A 22,434-nucleotide genomic window follows, 5' to 3' on the forward strand; every position below is an offset into this window, starting at 1 on the left:
CGACCAAACCGGCTTAATCTTCGACGAAATGCTTTTACTCCGGAGGATGGAATTCCTTTTCACTTTTGGCAATGACGATGGTTGCTACTCCGTTACCAATGATATTGGTAAGTGCACGTGCCTCACTCATAAACTTATCTACACCAAGAAGGAAGGCCAGTCCCTCCACAGGGATTTTGTGAATGGCAGTCAACGTGGAAGCCAATACGATAAATCCACTGCCGGTAACGCCTGCGGCGCCTTTGGAGGTGACCATCAGGATGCCGATGATGGTCAGCATTTCGAATATGCTCAAATGTACGTTGTACAGCTGTGCCAGAAAGATCACCGCCATGGATAGGTAAATAGAGGTGCCATCAAGGTTAAATGAATATCCTGTGGGTACCACCAGGCCTACTACCGGTTTGCTGCAGCCCATCTTCTCCAGTTTGTTCATGATGGAAGGGAGGGCTGATTCTGAGGAGGAGGTGCCCAGTACCAATAACAATTCTTCTTTTATGTATTTGATGAATTTCCAGATGCTCATCTGGTAATATTTCATGATGGCGCCAAGCACAAGGAATATAAAAATGCCCATGGTCAGGTATACGGTGCCCATCAGTTTGATCAGCGGCACCAGCGTATGCAGCCCAAACTTTCCAATCGTGTAAGCCATTCCGCCAAAGGCCCCAAGCGGGGCGAGGTACATCACATATTTCAGCCCGGTAAATACCCATACAGAAACTCTGCCTAGTCCGGTTACTACGGTTACCCTATGTCTGGAATAATTGAGGATGATCCCGATGATGATGGCAGCAACAAGCACCTGGAGCGTAAGGTTACTCATAAAAAACTCTCCCCAGTTGAATCCACTGGGAGGCGCGGAAGTATATTTGCTCGCATTTTCAATTTGGAGCTTCGATTTATCGATGTGTCCTGGCGTGAAGACGACTGCCGTAATTATGCCAATAGCGAGTGATAAGGTAGACACAACTTCAAAGTAGAGCAGGGCTTTTATGCCAATGCGGCCCACCTTTTTCAAGTTGCCCATTCCGCTGATGCCCAAAACGATGGTCAGGAAAATGATGGGAGCAATGAAAAGTTTGATGATGTCGATGAATGTTTTGCCGATGATTTCCATCTTTACGGCGTTGGACGGGGCATAAACACCAAGCAGCACACCTGAGATGATGGCAATGAACACCCAGAAGGTGAGGTTCTTCAATACTGTTGAGGTCAGGCTGGCTTTCAATACCCGGTCCTGCCGATTGAGATCAGTGTTGGTCGACATTTGGTTAGATTAAGGTCGTATTGATGGATATGCAGATACATAGATAGCATTTTCCAATGGTAAGCCCAAATGCTATGTATCTACTGTTCCTGCCTGGTTTTTGATTTCCAGTAGTTGAACTTAGCGTAGAAATTGTCAAAGTCAAAGGGTTTGGTGAGGTAATCATCCATCCCTGCGTTGAGACAATCCACTTTGTCCTGTTCGTAAGCACCAGCTGTCATGGCAATGATGACAGGCCTTTCTGCTCCATATCGGCTGATGATTTCCCTGGTTGCCTGTAGTCCATCCATTTCCGGCATGTGTACATCCATGAATACCATATCATAATGCTGGCGTTGGAGGGAAGAGATGACCTCGATTCCATTAGATACAATATCGCAGCTGTAACCAATATTTTTGAAGGCATTGGCAACGATCTTTTGATTGATAAAGTTGTCCTCAGCGACCAGAATACTAACGGGGAGATTGTCGACAACGGCGGTGGCTGCAGGACGTTCCTCAACCTGTTTTTTCTCCCGGGCCTTCACCTTGTTAAGCTTCTCCAGTAGCATATTATGGAAGTAAGCCTGTTTAATAGGTTTATCAAGGATCGATACGAACAGCTTTTTATCTTCTTTACGGTCCTCCGGAAAATTACCGGCAGAGCTGAATAACACCATAGGAAGTTTGTCGCCGTATTTGTCACGAATCTCCTGGGCGACGTCTATCCCGTTCATCTCCGGCATCAGCATGTCAATTACGGCGATATCATAATCTCGTTTTTCGAGTGCTTCGATGCCTTTTCTGCCGCTGTCGAATGCATCAGCATACATGCCCCAGATTTCGCAATGGCCTTTCAGGATGCGAAGGTTGGTATGGTTGTCATCGATAATGAGGACACTTTTCCCTACAAGGTCTTTTTGCAGTGCAACGGATTTATAAGCCTTGACCTGGTGATGAGCAGCAATTTCTATGGTAAATTTGAACGTCGTCCCTACATTCACCTCACTTTCCACCCAGATGCGTCCATTCATCTTCTGGATTAACCTGGCACTGATGACCAGGCCAAGGCCGGTACCACCATATTTACGTGTAGTGGAAGAATCTACCTGTGAGAATGAATTGAACAATTTATGCATTTTGTCTTGCGGGATGCCAATACCACTGTCCTGTACCGAAAACTCCAGTTCATAGGTGGATCCTTTTTTCTCAAGCAGTTTGATGCTGGTGAGGATCTCACCTTCATCTGTAAATTTAATGGCATTTCCAACAAGGTTGACGATGATCTGACGCAGCCGGGTCATGTCACCAATTACTTCATAGGGTACATCAGGATCGATGATGTAAAGGAGATCAAGGTCTTTTTCCTGGGCTTTAAAAGACAGTAGGTCGTAGGTTTCTTCTACGATCTTACTCAGCACAAAAGGATGTTCTTCCAGCTCCAGCTTGCCCGATTCAATTTTCGAGAAATCCAGGATTTCATTGATGATCTCCAGCAGTGCATCAGCACTGATCCGGATGGATTCCACGAAATCAAACTGGTCTTCATCCAGTCTTGTATTTCTCAGTAGGCTGGTCATTCCGATCACACCATTCATAGGTGTTCTGATCTCGTGGCTCATATTAGCGAGGAATTCCGACTTGGCTTTGTTTTGTTCATCAGCAATCCTGCTTTTTTCTTCGAGTTGTACGTTCAGCTCCTTAAGGTGTTCATCATATAGATACTGTTGGGTGATGTCGTCGAAGGTCCACAACATCCCGCTGATGTGTTCAGAGATGGTGGGGGTACAGCATACGTTGAGCACGTAGGTTTCCGGGGTAGAAAAGATCCATTGCCAGTTTTTGACGCGTTTGTCGGCAGACGTGAAAATTTCCATTCCTCTTCTGAAGATCTCCTCTTTATTATCGGCACGGGAGCGGAGTTGCTGCATGGCGGCCGACAGTTCTGCGGGCGGGACATTGCCACCGGAGATGCCCAATATTGCCGCTGCGGGTTCGTTGATCCAACTATTCTTACCGCTGTCGTCAATGAAGACGATACCCTGTTCGACCGTTTGTAGTATGGCATTGAAGCGCACCTTCAGCTCTTCCAGCGCATAATAGTGCTGGCCGAGGTGAATGGTTTCCCTGATCTTATCCAGGCCGTGCAGCACAAATTTCTGAAAGGATTCGGAGAAGGTAAATGACATGTGCCATCCGATCAATATGTAACCTTGAATGTCCAGTTCCTGGATGGGCAGCACCAGGAGGGATGTTGTTCCGGGGATCAGCTTCAACAGCCTTTTATCGGTTAGCGTTTCAGGTGCTGACGCATAATATTGGGGGATGGTACTTCCTGAGAAAGGCAGGAGGAGCTGAGGGTCAATATATTGCTGATTTTCCTCCAGGTCATCTACGGCAAAGATGCTGGCAGTAAGTTCGTCTTCATATTTTAAGAACACCACACGAGTTGCTCCGCTAAGTTCCTTCAGGCCAGACATCGCATTTTGTACGATCCTGAACCAATCCTGATAGCTATTGCCAAGGCTTAACCTGGAGATGAAGTCCAGCGCCCGTTCTGCCCAATTGATGTTTGCCGCTTGTTCCACAGTTAAATAAAAGATTTAATGGACGAAATAACTTCCTGGGGTGCACTGATGTGTGGAAAGTGCCCTGTTGCATTTACCTGGATCAGCTTGCTGCCTTCGATGTGCTGCTGGAGGTAAAGTGCGACTTCCTGAGGCACAGCAATGTCGTCATTCGCCTGGACAAGTAGCGTTGGCTTTTGTAACTTATGCAATTCTTCACGTAAGTCCGACTCAAAGATGACCTTTGCAACAGCCAATGCAATATCCGGACGGATTTCGCGGAGTGTTCGGGCAAAAGATTCACCAAGTTCCGGGTGTTCCGGGTTACCCATAGCTGCAGAGGAGAAGCCACTCACCCATGCATAGTAATTGTTGGTCATGGCTTCATACATGTTGTCTAGCGCCGGTTGCGTAAACCCGCCGGTATAGCCCGCCTGTTCGTCATTCAGGTAACGCGGGGAGGCCCCGACGAAAACGAGTTTTTTAAAATGCTGCGGTTCCCGAAGGGCAGCCAGCAGGGTAATCATAGAACTAACCGAGTGTGCAATTACAGTGACGTCTTCTAGCTCCAGTGCTGCTATAATCGCGAGCAGGTCATCTGCATAACTATGTATGGTATTGTATTTTTTAGGGCTGTAGGCATTAGGATCACACTTACCGCCACCAACATTATCATAAAGTACCAATCGGTAATCATCTTGGAAAGCTTGTTTTACTTCGTCCCAAGCGGTTTGATCTGTACCAAAACCATGCGCAAATATCAGTGTTTCATTGCTTTCAAGATTTCCTTCGATACTTACATTGTTTTTTCTAAGAGTTGCTGTCGTCATCAGTACCTTGGTTTGTGGTCATACATTACTGATGGTAAATATAGCAGTTATCGTTTTAAATGAAAATAATTTAAAACCCTTGGGAATAAATTTGATATTTTCGGGAATTTGTAAAATAATGATTAATTTCTGGGCAGGGAAATCGTAATACTGAAACCAGAGTAAGTCCTCTTGATGGTAGTGATGGATGCTCGAAATTAGCTGCGTTTGGGCTAGTAAAAAGATATCAATATCGGATGACAAATTTGATGGGTTAGCATAATTTAATGTTGATTTAAAGACGATTTTGCAGGAAGAAAATGAGAAAAATCGACACAGAATATTAATTTGTTTTTTATGAGTTTTGAGTGCTCTGAATGAAACTAATTGTCCGTTTTTTGAATTTATAAATCCATAAATTAATGATGCTCTTGCCCAAACATTTGAAGCAGTTTTTTCAACCCATCAGTTGAATGCATGAATTCGGTATTGTCGAGGGTTTCCTTCCCAATTTCTGCAAATCTGTCAAACATCTGTTGCTCATAATGTGATATTGCAGATTTCAAATCGGAGAAATTTTCATTGGTCAGGCTGTCGCTCAGTTGTAAAGCATCAAGCATCGCCATGTTTACACCCTCTCCCGCATAAGGGGGCATGAGGTGTGCCGCATCACCAATCAAAGTAATGTTGGCACTTGCCTCCCATGTTTGATCCAGGGGCATACAATATTGTGGTCTCGGATTGAATGTGGTATCCTCAATCTCAAATAGTTCAAGCCAGATGTTACCCCAGGTAGGATATGCTTTTTTAAACCAATTTAAAACCTGGCTATTGTCGCTGAAATCGATACCACTGTTTACTACCCAATCTTCTTCATCTCTCCATCCTGCGTAAAAATCCAGGCTGCCATCTCCTTTGGCGCTCACGGACAGTGTTTGGGCATCGCCAAGTGCCATGACCTTTCCACCTTTTAATAAATCATGTATTTTCGGCGTATGTATTTCTGAATCTTTGATGTTGGCTTCTAATATAGTAACACCGGAATAAAAAGGTTTGATGGGGGTGATGAGCGGTCTGATCTTTGACTTTGCCCCATCAGCTCCGATGACGAGATCCGCAAAAGCTGTATTTCCGTTTTGGAAGACGATCTTCCAGCGCTCTCCATCGGCCTCAAGGCTGACGATATGGCTGTCCCAGATCACAGTGCCTGGTGTTAAAGAATCCAATAGTAGATCCCTCAATGGCCCGCGATCAATCTCCGGGCGAAAATGCTCATCGCCAAAACTACTTTTTTCTTGTTGTGCATGGTCGTCGAGAAATATTTTTCCATTCTTGTCAACTATACGAAGGCGGTCGGCATCAGGCCTGTAGCTAGCCTTAAAGGCATCCATAAGACCTGCTTGTTCGAGAGCCAAAAGTCCAGATTCGTAGTGGAGGTCAAGTGTAGCACCCTGCACCCTCACATCTCTGTTGACATCCCGCTCATATACTTTTACTGTAGCCCCTTGGTGTTGAAGCAAACGTGCCAATGTCAATCCTCCTGGACCGCCACCAACAATCGCTATTTCCTTATCTTTTATCAACATAGTTTCAATTCTGATTACCTGTCAAAACTAATGCTACTTTTAAAGGTAAAATAGCTGTAATCAGTATTAAAATAGTCGCAAAACAAAATCTGCAATTTCTGCGGTACTTTAGCACTTCAGTTATTTCCACAGATGTCACCTCGGTTTGGGTACTTATCTAATAATTTTGTTCGGTAGCTATGGGACGGCTTTGTCCGCTAAAAAGCGTGAGATACTCCAGGACCTTACTGGGCTCGTACTAATTTTGTTTGGGGTCTAATCGGCACTAAATACGCGTTGATGACCCATTTCGAGGTGATTTTATTAGCTTTAGCCTATCAAATCGCGAACCAATGGCTACGCAATGGTTACGCAACCCTTTTCCAACAGCGAACAAGGTGCGAACGAGCACCGAACAAGGACCCTATGTATTAATAGGGTTGGGTCTTGTCACAATCGGGTGCCTTGAAAAAATTCTGTACGCATCAGGCGATGATGCGTAAGTCATTATGATGCAAGTGTACCTGTTTTCCTAATCAATGAGTTAATTAAAGGTGTATCTTTCCCTACGGGATTCCGTATTGGACATCAGACAAATAATTTGCCGGATGTACATCGACAGGATTGAACAAGTGAATTTTACTTTCTTGGTCTTCTTGGTCTTAAGCCGGGAGCTGCGCTTGGTGGCCCAACTTTTTTATACACCGGTGCTTTCGGTGGGGTCTCTGCAGCCACACGTACCGTAAGTTCATTACCCTTAAATGTAGCGCCATTCAATGCAGCAACCGCTTTATCGGCTTCTTCCTGATTGGCCATTTCCAAAAAGGCATAGCCCTTGGATTTACGCGTAACTTTATCCCTCACAATTTTAATTGTCACCACCTGACCATGCAGACTGATGAACATAACAAGATCCATTTCTGATGTCTCAGAAGATAAGCCCCCTACAAAAATTTTTACCATTTAGACGAAGATGTTTCCAAAAATATAAATTATCCAAGCATTTTTCAGGCCATTGTCGCGGTTTTTATTCGACTACCGAAGAAAAAGTTGCTGAAACTGCCAAATTACACTCCAAAAGGCATAAAATTGTTGATGAAATGACGGAGGTCTGAGGATGTCAAAATTACAGTGTGCTGGAAGGTATGTCAGCAGGTTGTTTTTTAGTATTCCAAAAAGAACAGGATAGTTCAGGACAGATCTATGCGGGAATAACATTAGATTGCTGCTATGAAAATCCAGTTTTATCTATTGATGATCTCAGCCTGTTTTGCCGGATTCAGTGGCAAGGGCCAGACTGTGAACACCGGGCAGCTAAATGCCCTGGAGCATAACTTTACGGACATTCCGGATACTGTACAGACTTCTGTTTATTGGTATTGGATCTCCGGCAACATCTCCAAAGAAGGGGTTGTAAAAGATTTAGAATCCATGAAAAAGGTGGGCATCAACCGAGCTTTTATCGGGAATATAGGTCTTGATGATGTCGCTTACGGGCCCGTAAAACTCTTCTCCGATGCCTGGTGGGACATTCTTCACACCGCGTTGAAAGCTGCTACACGGCTGAACATTGAAATCGGGATCTTTAATGGACCCGGTTGGAGCCAGTCGGGAGGTCCCTGGGTAAAACCACAGCAATCCATGCGTTACCTCAGTTCTGTGGAGCGGATGGTGAAAGGCCCATCACTGTTCAAGGGGCGCCTGGATCAGCCACATCCCGATTTTCAGGATGTAAAAGTCCTGGCTTACCCCGTTGCTGCTGATTTTAATCAAGACATAGCCGCTTTAAAGCCAAAGCTCAACGCCCGGCCAGCAGTTGCCGGTTTGGAGCTCCTGATGGACGGTAATATAGAAACAGTGGTGAGGTTACCCAGAAGCAATAACCTTAGCATTGAAGTTAATGCTCCATCGGCATACACCGTACGTAGTCTTACACTGATGCCGGTTCGCCAAACGGTGCATCTGGAGGGGGAGGTGCAGGCCATCCTGAATGGCAGTTACCAGACCATCAAACGTTTTTCCATTGACCGCAGCAACAGGGAGCTGAACGTAGGCTTCAGTCCATTCAGTCCCGCAGTGGTGGCCTTGCCGGCAACTACCGCGAAAGATTTCCGGATCGTCTTTTCAAATGTTTCTGCCGATTGTGAGCTGGCAGAGCTGAGCCTTTCTGCAACTCCAAAAGTGGAGGCCTTTGCAGAGAAAACACTCGCTAAAATGTGGCCTACGCCACATCCATTCTGGCAGGCTTACCAATGGCAGACTCAGCCTGATGATGCCAGAGGACAGGTAATTGACCCCTCAAAAGTAATTGATATCTCCAAATACCTGTCGCCGGACGGCATCCTGAACTGGGAAGTCCCGGCGGGAAACTGGATCATTGAGCGTACTGGTATGGCGCCAACACAGGTGAAAAATGCACCTGCGGAACCTATAGGAACAGGGCTGGAAGTCGATAAAATGAGCAGCAAACATGTCGAGGCACACTTCGAAGCCTTCCTTGGAGAGATCTTAAAACGCATCCCCCCAGAAGACCGCAAGACCTGGAAGGTAAATGTCCAGGATAGTTACGAAACCGGGGGACAGAACTGGACGGATGAGATGGAGCGCGATTTCCTGCAGGCCTACCACTATGATCCCATGCCATACATGCCGGTGCTGCAGGGTAAGGTTGTGGGAAGCAGGGAGATGTCTGACCGCTTTTTATGGGACCTGAGACGCCTCATTGCGGATAATGTATCCTACAAATACGTGGGGGCCTTCCGCGACATCAGTCATAAAAACGGACTGACCACCTGGCTTGAAAATTATGGCCATTGGGGTTTTCCGGGTGAGTTTCTGCAGTATGGCGGACAATCGGACGAGGTCGGCGGGGAGTTCTGGAGTGAGGGCGACCTGGGAGACATCGAAAACAAAGCAGCTTCATCGGCTGCACATATCTATGGGAAAAATAAGGTTTCCGCAGAATCTTTTACCGCTGCAGGCAATCCTTTCTACCGCTATCCGGCATTGTTCAAAAAACGCGGCGACCGCTTTTTTACGGAGGGCATCAACAATACGCTGATGCATGTATACATCAGTCAGCCTGCAGATCAGGTACCCGGCCTGGACGCCTGGTTCGGTGTGGAATTCAACCGGCACAACACCTGGTTTTACGACATGGATGTCTTCCTTAAATACATCAAAAGGTGTAACATGATGCTTCAGCAAGGACGTTACGAGGCAGATGTTGCTTATTTTATTGGCGAAGATGCCCCTAAAATGACTGGTGTTACAGATCCGGCGCTACCGCAGGGATATTCTTATGATTACATCAATGCGGAAGTGCTCAAAAACAGGATTAAGGTAGAAAATGGAAAGCTGACATTGCCCAATGGTTTGAATTACAGCATCCTGGTATTGCCGAAGATAGAAACGATGAGGCCGGAATTATTGCGAAAGATCAAAGACTTTGTTGCGCAGGGAGCGGTGGTTCTTGGCCCTGCACCAAAACGGTCCCCAAGCCTGGAGGGATTCCCTTCTGCAGATCAGGAGGTAGCCAAACTGGCGAATGAATTATGGGGGAATATTGATGGTAAAAATATTAAAGTAAACCGTTTCGGTAAGGGGTTGGTGATGGATGGAATGGGCATGCAGGAAGCGCTGGACCTGATTAAGGTGGCTCCTGATCTGAAAATCACACAAAGCGACTCTGTTTTGTTTATCCACAGAAAGTTGCCGGAAGCCTCAGTATATTTTATTTCCAACCAAAAAGCTCAGGAGGTCAGCATATCCGCAACATTCCGCATCAGGGGTAAACAGCCTGAATTATGGGATCCTGCTACTGGCAGCACCCGTGAGCTACCTGCATTCAGTCAGACGGACTCCAGTACGTCTGTACCTTTGAGGCTTGCGCCTCTGGAGAGCTGTTTCATTGTGTTCAGGAAGGATGCTGAGGTGGGGACAGTAAGGCAGACAGCTGCGCGTCGACCGGAGCTGGTAAATTATTTGGAACCTTTGCAAAAACTGACCATTGGCCAGCCCTGGTCTGTTGTCTTTGATTCGAAGATGGGCGGTCCTGCGGCACCAGTGATCTTCGATCAACTGACCGACTGGTCGGCACATGCAGACGAGCGCATCCGCTATTATTCGGGTACAGCGGTATACCACAATGTGATTGAATTAAAAAAACTTAAAAAAGGACAAGCGGTATTCCTTGACCTGGGCATGGCGCGGGCAATTGCAAAAGTGACCGTAAATGGGATTGAACTGGGAGGCCTATGGACGGCGCCATACAAAGTTGACATCAGCAAGGCCGTTAAAAAGGGTAAAAATAAGATCGAGATTAAAGTGGTCAATACCTGGGTGAACCGCCTGATCGGAGAGAGCCGTCTGCCGGCAGCGGAGCGTAAAATTTCTGCTGCACATGCCAATTACAATCCGCAGAGCAGGCTGTCGTCATCAGGTTTGTTAGGCCCTGTTTATGTAGAAGTCTATTGATGGTCATGGATAAAATGACCATTTTTACCAGACAAAATATTAACGAGTACCCTATAATACTTATCAGATGATCCAAAGAACCTTGTTTGTTGCCCTGTTTTCGCTGCTGCTCAATTTTAGTTATGCGCAGCAGCCGGTTTATACCACGAAAGAAGATGTATTGTATTACCCTGAAGCAGTTTATAAAGCGAATAGCTATATCGCTGAAAGATGTAAACTGGATGTATACTATCCGAAGAATAAGACGAACAGTCCCGCAATTGTGTGGTTTCATGGCGGCGGACTGACGGGAGGGAATAAGGAAATCCCTAAGGCACTGACCGAACAGGGGTTCATTGTCATTGGTGTGGGCTACCGGTTGGCTCCAAAGGCGGTGGTGAACGACATCATTGAAGATGCGGCAGCAGCCGTGGCATGGACCTTTCAGCATGTTCAGGAATATGGAGGCAGTAAAAACCTGGTGTTTTTATCCGGACATTCTGCAGGGGCTTACCTGGACCTGATGGTGACGCTGGACAAAAAAAGACTGGCAAAGTACGATCTTGACCCCAATCAGGTTGCAGGCGTCATTTCTCTGAGTGCACAGACCATTACCCACTTTACACGCAGACAGGAATTAAAGCTGAAAGATACACACCCTCTGGTGGATGAATATGCGCCTTTGTATTTTGTGAGGGCCGATGCGCCACCATTGCTGCTGATCACTGGCGACAGGGAGCTCGAAATGCTCGGACGTTATGAGGAGAATGCATACCTCGCCAGGATGATGAAACTGAACGGACATAAAAAAACGGTGCTGTATGAGCTGGATGGTTATGGTCATAACATGACAGAACCCGCTTTCCCTTTACTCATCAAGGAAGTTAAAACCTTAACGAAAGAAATCATTGGAAAATAAACTTTAATGAATGGCATCGAAGGCCATATCATGATATTGAAAATCCCGGAGATACAGGTTGTATTCCGGGATTTTATTTTATAGACTAACATTCGACTTTAATCGTCGGCGCAAATAAGCTTAAGGCTGTTTTTAGACTCGTAAAATTTGTATCTTGCTGATCGAACCTTTATTGTCTGAAATCATCTAACCAGAATGCACAAGAACAAACTACCCACGATCAAGGAAATAGCAAAGAAACTGAACATCTCGACCTCAACAGTATCGAGGGCTTTGCATGACCATAAAAGTATTGGGGCAGTAACCACCATGAGGGTGCATCAGGCAGCAAAGGAGCTTGGTTATGAGGTGAATAAGTCAGCATTGTTCTTTAAACAGCAAAAGACCTATACTATTGGTGTCATCATCCCCAACCTGGCGGAGCCTTTTTTCTCATCGGCACTTTGTGGCGTAGAGGATTTTGCGGAGCCTTTCAACTACACCGTGATCATCGGGCAGTCGCTGGACACCCTGGACCGCGAGAAGCGCATCCTTGAAAATATGAAAGACCACCGTGTGGATGGCATCCTCGTTTCCCTTAGCAAGGATACCAACACTTACGATCATTTTGAGAGTCTTAAAAAGTATAACATTCCGGTGGTATTTTTTGACCGTGTGCCTGACAAAAAGGACATCCACTTTGTCGCCGGAAATCTCCATTCGGGAATGCTGCAGGCCATCACCAAGCTGGTCAACATGGGGCATAAGAAAATCGGCCTCATCAATGGTCCTGCAAAGCTAGCTGCCACGCTGCAGCGGTTGGAGCTTTACCTGAAGTGCCTCCGGTCGAACGACCTGGAAGTGAACTATGACCTGATCGTATCGACAACGCTGAGCAAGACCGATAATGTTACTGCCATGCAGAAGTTAATGGCTCTGGAGCAACCTCCTACAGCGGTCATCGTATTCAATGATTACGTGTTGCTGGATTGTATCGCAACGGTAAAGGCGGCTAACCTTGTCGTCAATAAGGACATCAGCTTTATCAGCTTCGCTAATTTGCCCATATGGGAATACATGGATACGATGCCACTCGGATCTATTGAACAGTTTGCATACCAGCAGGCTTCGAAGGCTACAGAGTTTTTGTTTCAGCTGATAGAAGGCGGTAACCAGCCTCAGCCAGCCGAGGTTAAATTCCTGCAGTGCATCATTGATTCTGAAATGGTCAGCTATTCTTAAACCTTCTCGCTTTGTTTGTTACTTACTTACTTACCTCTTCTTTTGTGGGACTAAGTGTCTTATATACAGATAATTTTAGGGTGTTTTCCATGACGGTGGCAGGGACCTGCGTTTCATATTCTTTTTTTTATGCAATTTGAGCAAACGTTTGCGTAAGCAACACAAACGTTTGCATAGCTTTAATTTGGTAATATGCCTTGTATACTGTTCTTTTTATAGTTTTTTTACTACAACTTTAGAATAACAATCAACTAACCGAATTTCTAACCTTTCCTAAACAACCTTTATGAAAAAAGTTGTACTCCTCTGTTGTTGCCTTTTATTTAGCTTGGCAGGGATCGCACAAACGGCAACTGTAACTGGTACAGTCATTTCCGATGCCGACAAAAGCCCCCTGATTGGTGCGATCATCGCTGTAAAAGGAAGCACCGTTACAGCCGTTACCAACAATAACGGGCAGTTTACAATAACCATTCCTGCTCAGAAAGCCACTTTGGTGATTCGTTCAATTGGTTTTGTGACCAAAGAGATTGCTGTTGTGGCAAATCAGAAGCTAAATATTGTACTGTCAGACGACGTTAGTCAGCTGAATGACGTAATCGTTGTCGGTTACAGCAGCAAAAAACAAAGCGAACTGACCAGCGCTGTTGCTGTGGTATCCTCAGAAAAACTTAAAGATGTTACCGCCAATAATATAGGCACCATGCTTCAGGGTAAGGTGGCCGGTTTGCAGGTGGTCAATAGCTCCGGTGCGCCGGGCTCTGCGCCGGAGATCAGGCTGCGTGGCGTATCCTCTGTTAATGCCAGTCAGAGTCCTCTCGTAGTGGTTGATGGCGTGATCGGTGGTAATTATGATCCCAACGATGTGGAGAGCATCACTGTATTAAAAGATGCAGGTGCTACCGCCTTATACGGCTCACAGGCGAATGCAGGCGTGCTGATTGTGACCACTAAAAGCGCTCGCTCCGGAGATACCCGTTTTGAATTTAAAGCAACCTCAGGATTCAGGACAGCAGATTTCGGTAAGCTGGATGTGATGAACAGTGCCGAACTATACGACTATCAGAAAGAATTTTATCGCGATTATATCGTGGGGGCAACAGACAATTCCTACAAGATTGACCTGATCAAGTTTTATGGCGAGCGACCTTTGTCGCTGCTCGATCAGGACTACGACTGGTCAAAGGAGTCATTCAAAGCTGCACCAGTAAACAACTTCTACCTATCGGCAAGTGGAAAAACAGAAAAGAATAGCTATTACGCAGGTGTTTCTTATTACAATGAGAAAGGAACATTTATGAATACCGGATTTCAGCGTGTGAACCTCCGGGCCAATTCCACCTATACCTTTTCGAAAAAACTGAGCGTGACCAACAACATCAACCTCAGTGCGTCTACTGGGAAGAGCTACGATTACATGGATGTGTACTATTCCTTCCTTAACATGCCATGGGACAATCCCTACGATGCCAGTGGGGCGGCGGTATATGTAGATGGAAATTCCACCTTCAAGTGGTGGTCAAGGGATAAGATCAATCCCATCCACACCGTGCAGAATTCCGATCACCCTTATAAAGGATTTGACCTGAACTACGACTTTGCCCTGAATTACAACATAACCAACTGGCTGACCTTCACCAGTACCAACAGGTTGTCGGCAGGATTCAATAAAGGTACCAATTACTTCTCTCCATTGGTGGCGGGAAATTATCATGCTACGGGTTACATTGATGAGCTGAATACGCTGAACTACGGCGGTATTTCCAACAACCTGCTGAAGTTTAACTTCCAGCTGGGCGACCATTCCATCAGTGGATTGGCGGGTGTTGCTTTTGAAGGCGGTCAGACCGAATATTCCGGGGCATCAGGTAAAGGTTTGCCTGAAGGACTGAGGGTGCTGAATGTGGTTTCCAACAATCAACTGGTAAATGGACTGACCGATAAACGCTATCTACAGTCTGCGCTATCACAGGTCAACTATAATTACAAAAGCCGCTACTTCCTCTCCGGATCTTTCCGTGTAGATGGATCATCAGCCTTTCCTAAAGAGAACAGGAATGCTGTGTTTCCTTCCGTTTCCGGCGCATGGCTCGCCAGCAATGAGGATTTTATGAAAGACAACAATATTGTGGATAACCTGAAGCTCAGGTTAAGTTATGGGATCACCGGCACGCAGGACATTGGTTCCTCACGTTACCTGGGGCTTTATTCTTTAACCACTCAATATAACTCGGTGACAGGGGCGGTGCCTTATCAGCTGGCAAGTCCTAATCTGACCTGGGAAAGCAAACACCAGATCAATGCGGGTATCGATATTGGCTTGTTCAAAAGGGTAAGCCTGACAATTGACGCCTATCGTAACAATACTAAAGATCTGTTGCTTCAGGTGTCGCAGCCATTATCTGTAGGTTTCGAAACGAAATGGGAAAATGCAGGTAATGTAATCAACAAAGGGATTGAGCTGGGCATCAACTCCACCAACATCAAGACGAAAGACTTTGAGTGGAATACTGACTTTACCATCAACTTTAACAGCAACAAACTATATGGTTTGACTGCAGATATCGTGAAAACAGGATCCTGGAGCATCTCCCAGATTTACCGCAATGGTGGAGATCTATACGAGTTTTACATGCCGAAATGGCTTGGCGTAGACGCGCAGACCGGTGCTCCGATGTGGGAAAAGCTGATTTATAACGAAGCGGGTGTAGCGGTAGCGAAAGAGAAGACTTTCAACTATTCAGAGGCAACCATACAGGAGTCCGGCTCCGCATTACCTAAATATCAGGGTGGTTTCAACAATAGCTTTACCTATAAAAGCTTCAACCTGAGGGTAAGCACCTATTTCAACTATGGCAATAAGGTGTTCAGCAACAACCTGCGTTTCATGATGAACGACGGACATGAGCCTTATTACAACCAGATCAAATTGCCTGATGACGCGAAAGTATGGTCGGGTCCTGGTGATACCGGAGCTACAGAACCAAGTCCGCAAAATTCAGCAAACTCGACAGAGACTTCTACACGTTACCTGAAAGACGGCAGTTACTTTACCATCAGGAACATTGCGTTCAGCTACGGTCTTCCACAATCCATCGTACAGAAACTGAATTTCAAGGCGATTACTGTGGGGATCACTGCTGACAATGTCGCTACCTTCTCTAACTTCCTTGGGCAGGATCCGCAAACCACCATTACTGGTGGTAGTTTTGCCACACCTGGGGTGTCGGACTTTAAATATCCCAATAACAGGCAATATTTGTTTACCGTTAATTTTAGCTTCTAAGCATATGAAAAAGTATTTTTCCGCCATTTTGGTCTGTTTGCTCATCGGCGGCAACAGTTGTAAAAACCTGGATGTGATGCCTAGTGATGCCATCAGTACTGAAACACTGATTACCACCAGCGATGGTCTTACCAACGCACTAAATGGGGCATATGCCTTATTTAAAGACCACATTTCCTTTAATGGAGTTGTGGACAATAACAACATGTACCTGCGTCAGTTTTATCACCTGTCGGACTTTGCGAGTGATGACATCGTTTGCGGGCAGGTGACTACCGATCCGCTGTTCTACAGTTTTAGCCTGGACCATTCTCCATCACAGGGCAACACGAGGTATTTCTGGTACCTGTCCTATAAAATCATTACCGGCGTAAATACGGTGATTGATGCCGTGGAGAAATCGGGTACTCAGGATCCTGTGAAGCAGCAGCTGCTCGGAGAGTGTTATTTTCTGCGTGCATTCTGCCATTTCAACCTCGTGCGTTTATTTGGTAAACCTTATAGCATTGATCCTGCATCGCCGGGCATCATCCTGCGTACCAACCTGACCGATCCTTCACAGAAAAAAAGATCCACTGTTGCAGAAGTTTATGCTTCCGTGATTGCTGATGCTGAAAAAGCTGCCGGGTTGATGACGCAGCCGAGAGGAGTACAGTATGCTTCTAAAGAAGCAGCCTGGGCATTGTTGTCGCGGGTCAACCTGTATAAGGAAGACAACCAGAAGGCGATTGATTATGCCAATATGGTGATCAACTCAGGAAGGTTCAGTCTGACGACCTCAGCGACCTATCCCGCGCTATTTGCCAATGCGCAAACCAGTCCGGAGACGATCTTCTGTATTGCTTTTACTGCTGTAGACGATTACGGTAAGTTTGGTTCCATTGCCTCCATGATTTATTCCGACGGTAACTCCGGGTGGGGCGAAGAGTATGCTTCATCCTCATTGCGTAATGTCATGTCCAAACACCCTGAAGACGTGCGCTGGTCTTACATTGTACCGCTAAAAGATGGTAGTGGCACTGTGCAGAAGAAAAATGGGATAGAGGTCTACTATATCAGTAAATTTTCATTTCAGGGTGGATTGCCGAACCTGAGTTCACCAATTATGTTCCGTTTATCGGAAATGTACCTGAACAAAGCTGAGGCAGAAGCCAAGATGAGCAATAACAGCGCCGCACTTGACGACGTGGATATGATCCGTAAAAATCGCGGTCTGACCGGTTCACTCTACAACAGGACGCTGCCATCCGGATACACGGCACTGGATGTCGTGCTGGAAGAAAAACGCATAGAGATGGCTTTCGAGGGGCACCGTACTTATGATGTTTACCGCAACAAGCGTTCCCTGAATAAGGCCTATTGGGGTTATCACCTGGCAGGATTGAAGGAAACGGATATCGACCTGAGCAAAACTCCTACCGGTTATGCCAACCTTTCTGTGAGTTATACCAGTCCGAGGATCATCTATTTCTTGCCGATTGACGAAACACTGAGTAATCCACAGGCGACTCAGAATCAATAGAGAATTATCAACTGAATGATCATTAAAGAATGAAATTGATATGAAGACTTTAACAAACAGATTTTACCTGACGCTGCTGCTAATGACCGCAGTCATCGCTGGTTCCTGTAAAAAGGACGATACCCCCAAGCTGACCGATCTACTGTATGAGCTGACTGTAGACGGCAACCAGGTGGCTTTTAAAACGGTGACCACAGGGATCTCTGCGTACCGCTGGGACTTTGGCGACGGCGCCTCCTCTACAGAAGCAAATCCAACACATGAATATGCGGGCAAAGGTAAATATGTAGCTACGCTATATGCCACGATGAACGGAGGAGAGGCTGAGGCCTCCACGGTCATCCGTATTGCAAAAACATCACCTGTGAAAATAGACGACAATACCTTGGCAGATTGGGACAGGGTAACGACGAATGTCCTTACTGCGGGGCCTGCAGGAGGTATCTTCCGCTCGGCAAAGTTCGACTACGATGGTAATTACATCTATGTATACGCAGAGATGCAGTCGGCCAGAGCCAACGCAGATATTTTTGATTTTTATATAGACTCTGACAACAGTGCGGGCACCGGACTGCTAAGTGCTTATGCCGATGGAGGTTTTGACATCCTGCTGGAAGGTCAGCTGCTGACCTCGGGAGTAGACATCTTCTACCATAACGGCGCTCAAAATAGTTTCAGCTTTGCCCAACAATCTATCTCAGAGGCTTACCAGGTGGGCACGGTAACTGAAGCCGGCGGCATCCTTAAGTTCGAGATGCGTATTGCACGCGGTAAGCTAAAGGGACTCACAGGAACAGGGATGCGCATTGGCATCATGGCCACTAAGAGCGACTGGTCGGTTACCTTAGGTAGTATCCCAGATGCCGGGGCTTCTGCCTTTCTGCTGGACATGAGTGAATAAATGAACTTCTATTGATCGATAAAGAAATCCATATGTCTCAAAGTACTGTTAGTCAAGCTGCCGCCGGAAGGGTCATGTCCCTGGATGTGATGCGTGGATTGATCATGATCCTGCTCTGCGCCGAAAGCTGCCTGTTGTATGTATCCCTGCAGCATCTGAATCCGGCATGGCCGGCATCGGGACTGGTAGAACAATTTTTCCACCATCCATGGCATGGACTGCGTTTCTGGGACCTCGTCCAACCCGCATTTATGTTTATGGCAGGTGCGGCGATGTACATTTCCTATAGCCGTAAGTTAGAAAAGGGCAGCAGCTGGTCGCAGAACTGGAACCACATCCTGATCAGGAGCCTCAAGTTGTTCCTTTGTGGCGTGGGCCTCCACTGTGTATATGCTGGCAAACCAGTTTGGGAGCTTTGGAATGTGCTGACACAACTTGCGTTTACCTCTATTCTGGCTTACCTCATCATTCAAAAGTCACAGGTATGGCAGCTCAGCTTTTCCATTGCACTGCTGCTGCTGACGGAGCTGATGTACCGCCTGATCCTGATGCCTGGCTTTGACCAGCCGTTTGTGCGGGGACATAATTTTGGTAGCTATGCAGATATGTTGCTGATGGGGAAAATCAACAGCGATGGCTGGGTTGCCATCAACGCCATTCCCACTGCAGCACATACGATATGGGGCGTGTTGGCCGGCAAGCTTTTAGTTTCCGGCAACACGGTTGCCTACAAGATCAAAACCTTGCTGCTATGCGGCCTGCTCGCTTTGCTGGTTGGATTCGGTTTGGACATCATGGGAATTACACCCATCATCAAACGCATCAGCACCAGTAGCTTTGCGCTCGCATCAGGAGGATGGGTATTGCTGATGCTGGCCCTGATCTATTGGCTTGTAGATGTAAAGAAGTACGTAAAATACATCTGGATATTTTCGGTCATGGGCATGAATGCCATATTCATTTACCTACTTTTTGAAACCCTTGGCATGCAGTGGCTGAACAATGCCGTTGGTATTTTCAGTGGAGGGCTGCTCCATACCTGGTTCGGTCTGCCCTTAAATATTGCTGCGGTAATCAGCGCCCTGAGCACCCTGCTGGTGGAATGGGGACTCTGCTACTGGCTGTACAAAAAACAGATTTTCTTTAAGCTTTAATCAAATATTAAACTCAAAAGCATTACATCATGAACATCAATTTGATTTCCGGTTGTTTCTTTCTCTCCGTAGTCGCTACGGCACTTTTCAGCTCTTGTAAAGATGATCATGACGACCTGGTCCAGGTGGAGAAGGTCAATGTTACTTACACTGAAAGCACAGAAGACTTTCCTAATCCCGAGCGTGGCTTTTATCGCTACTCCGAAACCACTGCAAGCGATTATTCCGTGCTGGATGCGCCCACTTTACAAAGTTACAGGACCTTGCAGGACATTTCTTCTGCAACCTATAAGGTATACAGCACGCTGGTGTTCAGGTATTATATCCTGGACAATGTGAAAACTACAGCCATTTCCAATACTTTTTTGGAAAATATCAAAAAGGATATGCTCGCCGCAAGAACAGCTGGCGTAAAACTCATTCCCCGTTTTGTGTATACGGCTACGGCAACGCCAGGCAACTGTCCGGAGGGGTTCATTTGCCCAACCTATGGTGATGCTTCGAAAGCTATTGTATTGAGCCACATCGCGCAACTCAAACCGGTGCTTACAGAAAACGCGGATGTGATTGCCTGCGTGCAGCTCGGCTTCATTGGCACCTGGGGGGAAAATTATTACAGCGACTTTTTTGGCGATGCCTCCTTAAACGGCGGACAAAACAGCACGCTGACGGATCAGAACTGGCGCGACAGGGTGGAAGTGTTGAAGGCATTGCTGGCAGCTATGCCTGCCGACAGGATGGTGCAGGTGCGTTATCCGCAGTTCAAGCAGAGGTTTTTGTATGGCGTTAATTCGCCGCTTTCCTCTTCACCCTTGGCAGAAACTGCTGCCTTTGGTCTGTCTGACGACGCCCGCATCGGATTTCATAATGATTGTTTCCTGGCGAGTGCCAACGACTTCGGTACCTATGAGGATTATGGCAATAGTACTACACCAAGGACTTCCGATGGGCAGGTGCTGAACACGCTGAGAGATTACATGAAGGCTGACAGCAGGTATGTGGTTGTAGGGGGAGAAACCTGCTCTGATGACTACAGCCTGAACGATTGTGAGCCCGCAGGAAAGGCACAGGAAGAACTTGCCGCCATGCACTTCAGCTACCTGAATGCACATTACAATACGGCGGTAAACAACGACTGGCAGTCGGGCGGTTGTATGGACAATATCAAGAAAAACCTCGGCTATCGTTTTGTATTGCAGTCGGCCGTCATTCCGGATCAAGTGGTGAAGGGAACAACGATGAATATAGTCTTAAATGTTAAAAATGCAGGATATGCTTCTCCATATAATAAAAGGACAGCGAAGCTCATCCTGCGTAATACAGCCAGTGGAGCAGTAACCGCCTTCAACCTGGCTACAGATGTCAGAAAATGGTATTCTGGAAGCTTCAAAGTGGAAGAAAGCATAAAGATCCCGTCAGATTTTGCGAGCGGCGACTATGAGGTGCTGCTGCATCTTCCGGATGAATATGCGAGCATCGCTGCACGGCCGGAGTACAGCATCCGCTTTGCTAATAACGATGTGTGGGAAGCCACTACCGGCTACAACAAACTGAATCACACACTCAAAATGCACTAATTATTAACTACTAACCTATCTATTTTGCAAAGTGTAAAGAATATAGCAGAGGTGATTTCACAGTTCAGATGTGACGCAGCCATCGATTCTCTGGAAGCATACGGCTCAGGGCACATCAACGATACTTACTTTATTAAGAACATCTCAGAGAGGGGATCCGATTACCTGCTGCAACGCATCAACCACCAGATTTTTAAGGATGTGGCACAGCTGACGGAAAATATGATCATGGTAACCTGTCACCTGAAACAGAAGCTCATGGATAGTGGGGATGGCGATCCTGAAAAAGAAGTCATGACCCTCATCCCTGCAGAAAGTGGAAAGTATTACTATAAGGACAGTCAGGGCGACTATTGGCGGATGTGTTACTTCCTCAAAAATACCAGGAGCTACGACCTTGTGGAGACAGAAAAGCAGGCTTTTGAGGGCGGCAAAGCTTTTGGCAGGTTTCAGGCGATGTTGTCAGATATGACTCCGGGAGTTATACATGAGGTCATTCCTGATTTTCATAACATCGAAAAACGATTGGAACAGCTGAATGAGGCCATCAGAGAAGACCGCTTGGGCAGACTGACAACGGTAGAGGCCGAGCTTGAAACCGTGAGGAAATATGCTGCTTCAATGCGGTACTTCCAGGAGCCTGCGCAGCAGCAGATCCTGCCAAGGCGGGTCATTCATAACGATACCAAATTCAATAATGTCTTGCTGAATGAGCATGATGAGGCGCAATGTGTGATAGATCTGGATACCGTGATGGATGGTTATGTGGCTTTCGACTTTGGCGATGCGATCCGGACCATCATCAATACCGCTGAAGAGGATGAAGCCGATTTGTCGAAGATACAGCTGAACCTGCCGTTGTTTAACGCCTACACTCAGGGATATTTCAAAACAGCAGCTTCTTTTATCACGGATGCAGAGGTACAGTCGCTGATTAAGGGAGTCCTGTTGCTGCCCTACATGCAGGCAGTCAGGTTTCTTACAGATCACATCAATGGGGACCAGTATTTTAAGGTCAGGTTTGGCGGGCATAACCTGCAGCGTACCCGTGCTCAGCTTCAGCTGCTTAAATTGCTGGATGCCAACTCAGATCTCCTGCAGACGGTTATTGCCAGAGAAATGGCGTATCAAAGGCAGCATAATGTTTAAGTATAATAGTTAAATACTCCGTTACTGGAAAACAGCGACGGATAAATGACGGTGCAAAAG

Annotated in this window: 14 protein-coding genes; 9 read left to right on the forward strand and 5 right to left on the reverse strand. The window is 46.4% G+C overall.

Annotated elements, in window-relative coordinates; translation table 11 throughout:
• Positions 1-34: 34 nt before the first annotated feature.
• The 5 genes from PBAL39_RS04715 to PBAL39_RS04740 form a co-directional block, all read right to left on the reverse strand.
• Complete coding sequence (locus tag PBAL39_RS04715) at positions 35-1,270, reverse strand: cation:dicarboxylate symporter family transporter (RefSeq protein WP_008238862.1); 1,236 nt, start codon at positions 1,268-1,270, stop codon at positions 35-37.
• An 80-nt stretch (positions 1,271-1,350) separates the two neighbouring features.
• A complete protein-coding gene (locus PBAL39_RS24505; RefSeq protein ID WP_008238865.1) occupies positions 1,351-3,837 on the reverse strand; it encodes a response regulator in 2,487 nt (828 codons plus the stop codon).
• 2 nt (positions 3,838-3,839) lie between these two features.
• Complete coding sequence (locus PBAL39_RS04725) at positions 3,840-4,646, reverse strand: alpha/beta fold hydrolase (protein ID WP_008238867.1); 807 nt, start codon at positions 4,644-4,646, stop codon at positions 3,840-3,842.
• Between the two features lie 398 nt (positions 4,647-5,044).
• A complete protein-coding gene (locus PBAL39_RS04735; protein ID WP_008238871.1) occupies positions 5,045-6,211 on the reverse strand; it encodes an NAD(P)/FAD-dependent oxidoreductase in 1,167 nt (388 codons plus the stop codon).
• Between the two features lie 618 nt (positions 6,212-6,829).
• The gene (locus PBAL39_RS04740) at positions 6,830-7,153 is read right to left on the reverse strand and encodes an RNA-binding protein (RefSeq protein WP_008238872.1); all 324 of its coding nucleotides are present in this window, start codon (positions 7,151-7,153) and stop codon (positions 6,830-6,832) included.
• 267 nt (positions 7,154-7,420) lie between these two features.
• Between PBAL39_RS04740 and PBAL39_RS04745 the strand changes: the two genes are divergently transcribed.
• The 9 genes from PBAL39_RS04745 to PBAL39_RS04785 all read left to right on the forward strand — a co-directional run bounded on the left by PBAL39_RS04745 (position 7,421) and on the right by PBAL39_RS04785 (position 22,374).
• Complete coding sequence (locus PBAL39_RS04745; protein WP_008238873.1) at positions 7,421-10,666, forward strand: glycosyl hydrolase; 3,246 nt, start codon at positions 7,421-7,423, stop codon at positions 10,664-10,666.
• A 67-nt stretch (positions 10,667-10,733) separates the two neighbouring features.
• Positions 10,734-11,564 carry an alpha/beta hydrolase gene (locus PBAL39_RS04750; RefSeq protein WP_008238874.1) on the forward strand — a complete coding sequence of 277 codons (831 nt, stop codon included), beginning with the start codon at positions 10,734-10,736 and terminating at the stop codon, positions 11,562-11,564.
• 195 nt (positions 11,565-11,759) lie between these two features.
• Complete coding sequence (locus PBAL39_RS04755) at positions 11,760-12,785, forward strand: LacI family DNA-binding transcriptional regulator (protein ID WP_008238876.1); 1,026 nt, start codon at positions 11,760-11,762, stop codon at positions 12,783-12,785.
• Positions 12,786-13,071: 286 nt separating this feature from the next.
• On the forward strand, positions 13,072-16,071 hold the full coding sequence (locus tag PBAL39_RS04760; RefSeq protein WP_083801695.1) for a SusC/RagA family TonB-linked outer membrane protein: 3,000 nt from the start codon (positions 13,072-13,074) through the stop codon (positions 16,069-16,071).
• Between the two features lie 4 nt (positions 16,072-16,075).
• Positions 16,076-17,593: a RagB/SusD family nutrient uptake outer membrane protein gene (locus PBAL39_RS04765; protein WP_008238881.1), complete on the forward strand. Its 1,518-nt coding sequence runs from the start codon at positions 16,076-16,078 to the stop codon at positions 17,591-17,593.
• A 40-nt stretch (positions 17,594-17,633) separates the two neighbouring features.
• The gene (locus PBAL39_RS04770; protein WP_008238883.1) at positions 17,634-18,494 is read left to right on the forward strand and encodes a PKD domain-containing protein; all 861 of its coding nucleotides are present in this window, start codon (positions 17,634-17,636) and stop codon (positions 18,492-18,494) included.
• Positions 18,495-18,526: 32 nt separating this feature from the next.
• Positions 18,527-19,648, forward strand: a complete 1,122-nt coding sequence (locus PBAL39_RS04775) for an acyltransferase family protein (protein ID WP_157273900.1) — start codon at positions 18,527-18,529, stop codon at positions 19,646-19,648.
• Between the two features lie 29 nt (positions 19,649-19,677).
• Positions 19,678-21,225 carry a DUF4832 domain-containing protein gene (locus PBAL39_RS04780; protein ID WP_008238889.1) on the forward strand — a complete coding sequence of 516 codons (1,548 nt, stop codon included), beginning with the start codon at positions 19,678-19,680 and terminating at the stop codon, positions 21,223-21,225.
• 24 nt (positions 21,226-21,249) lie between these two features.
• Positions 21,250-22,374, forward strand: a complete 1,125-nt coding sequence (locus PBAL39_RS04785; RefSeq protein WP_008238890.1) for a phosphotransferase enzyme family protein — start codon at positions 21,250-21,252, stop codon at positions 22,372-22,374.
• Positions 22,375-22,434: the final 60 nt, after the last annotated feature.

Source organism: Pedobacter sp. BAL39 (assembly GCF_000170795.1).
In the GTDB taxonomy this organism is placed as follows: domain Bacteria; phylum Bacteroidota; class Bacteroidia; order Sphingobacteriales; family Sphingobacteriaceae; genus Pedobacter.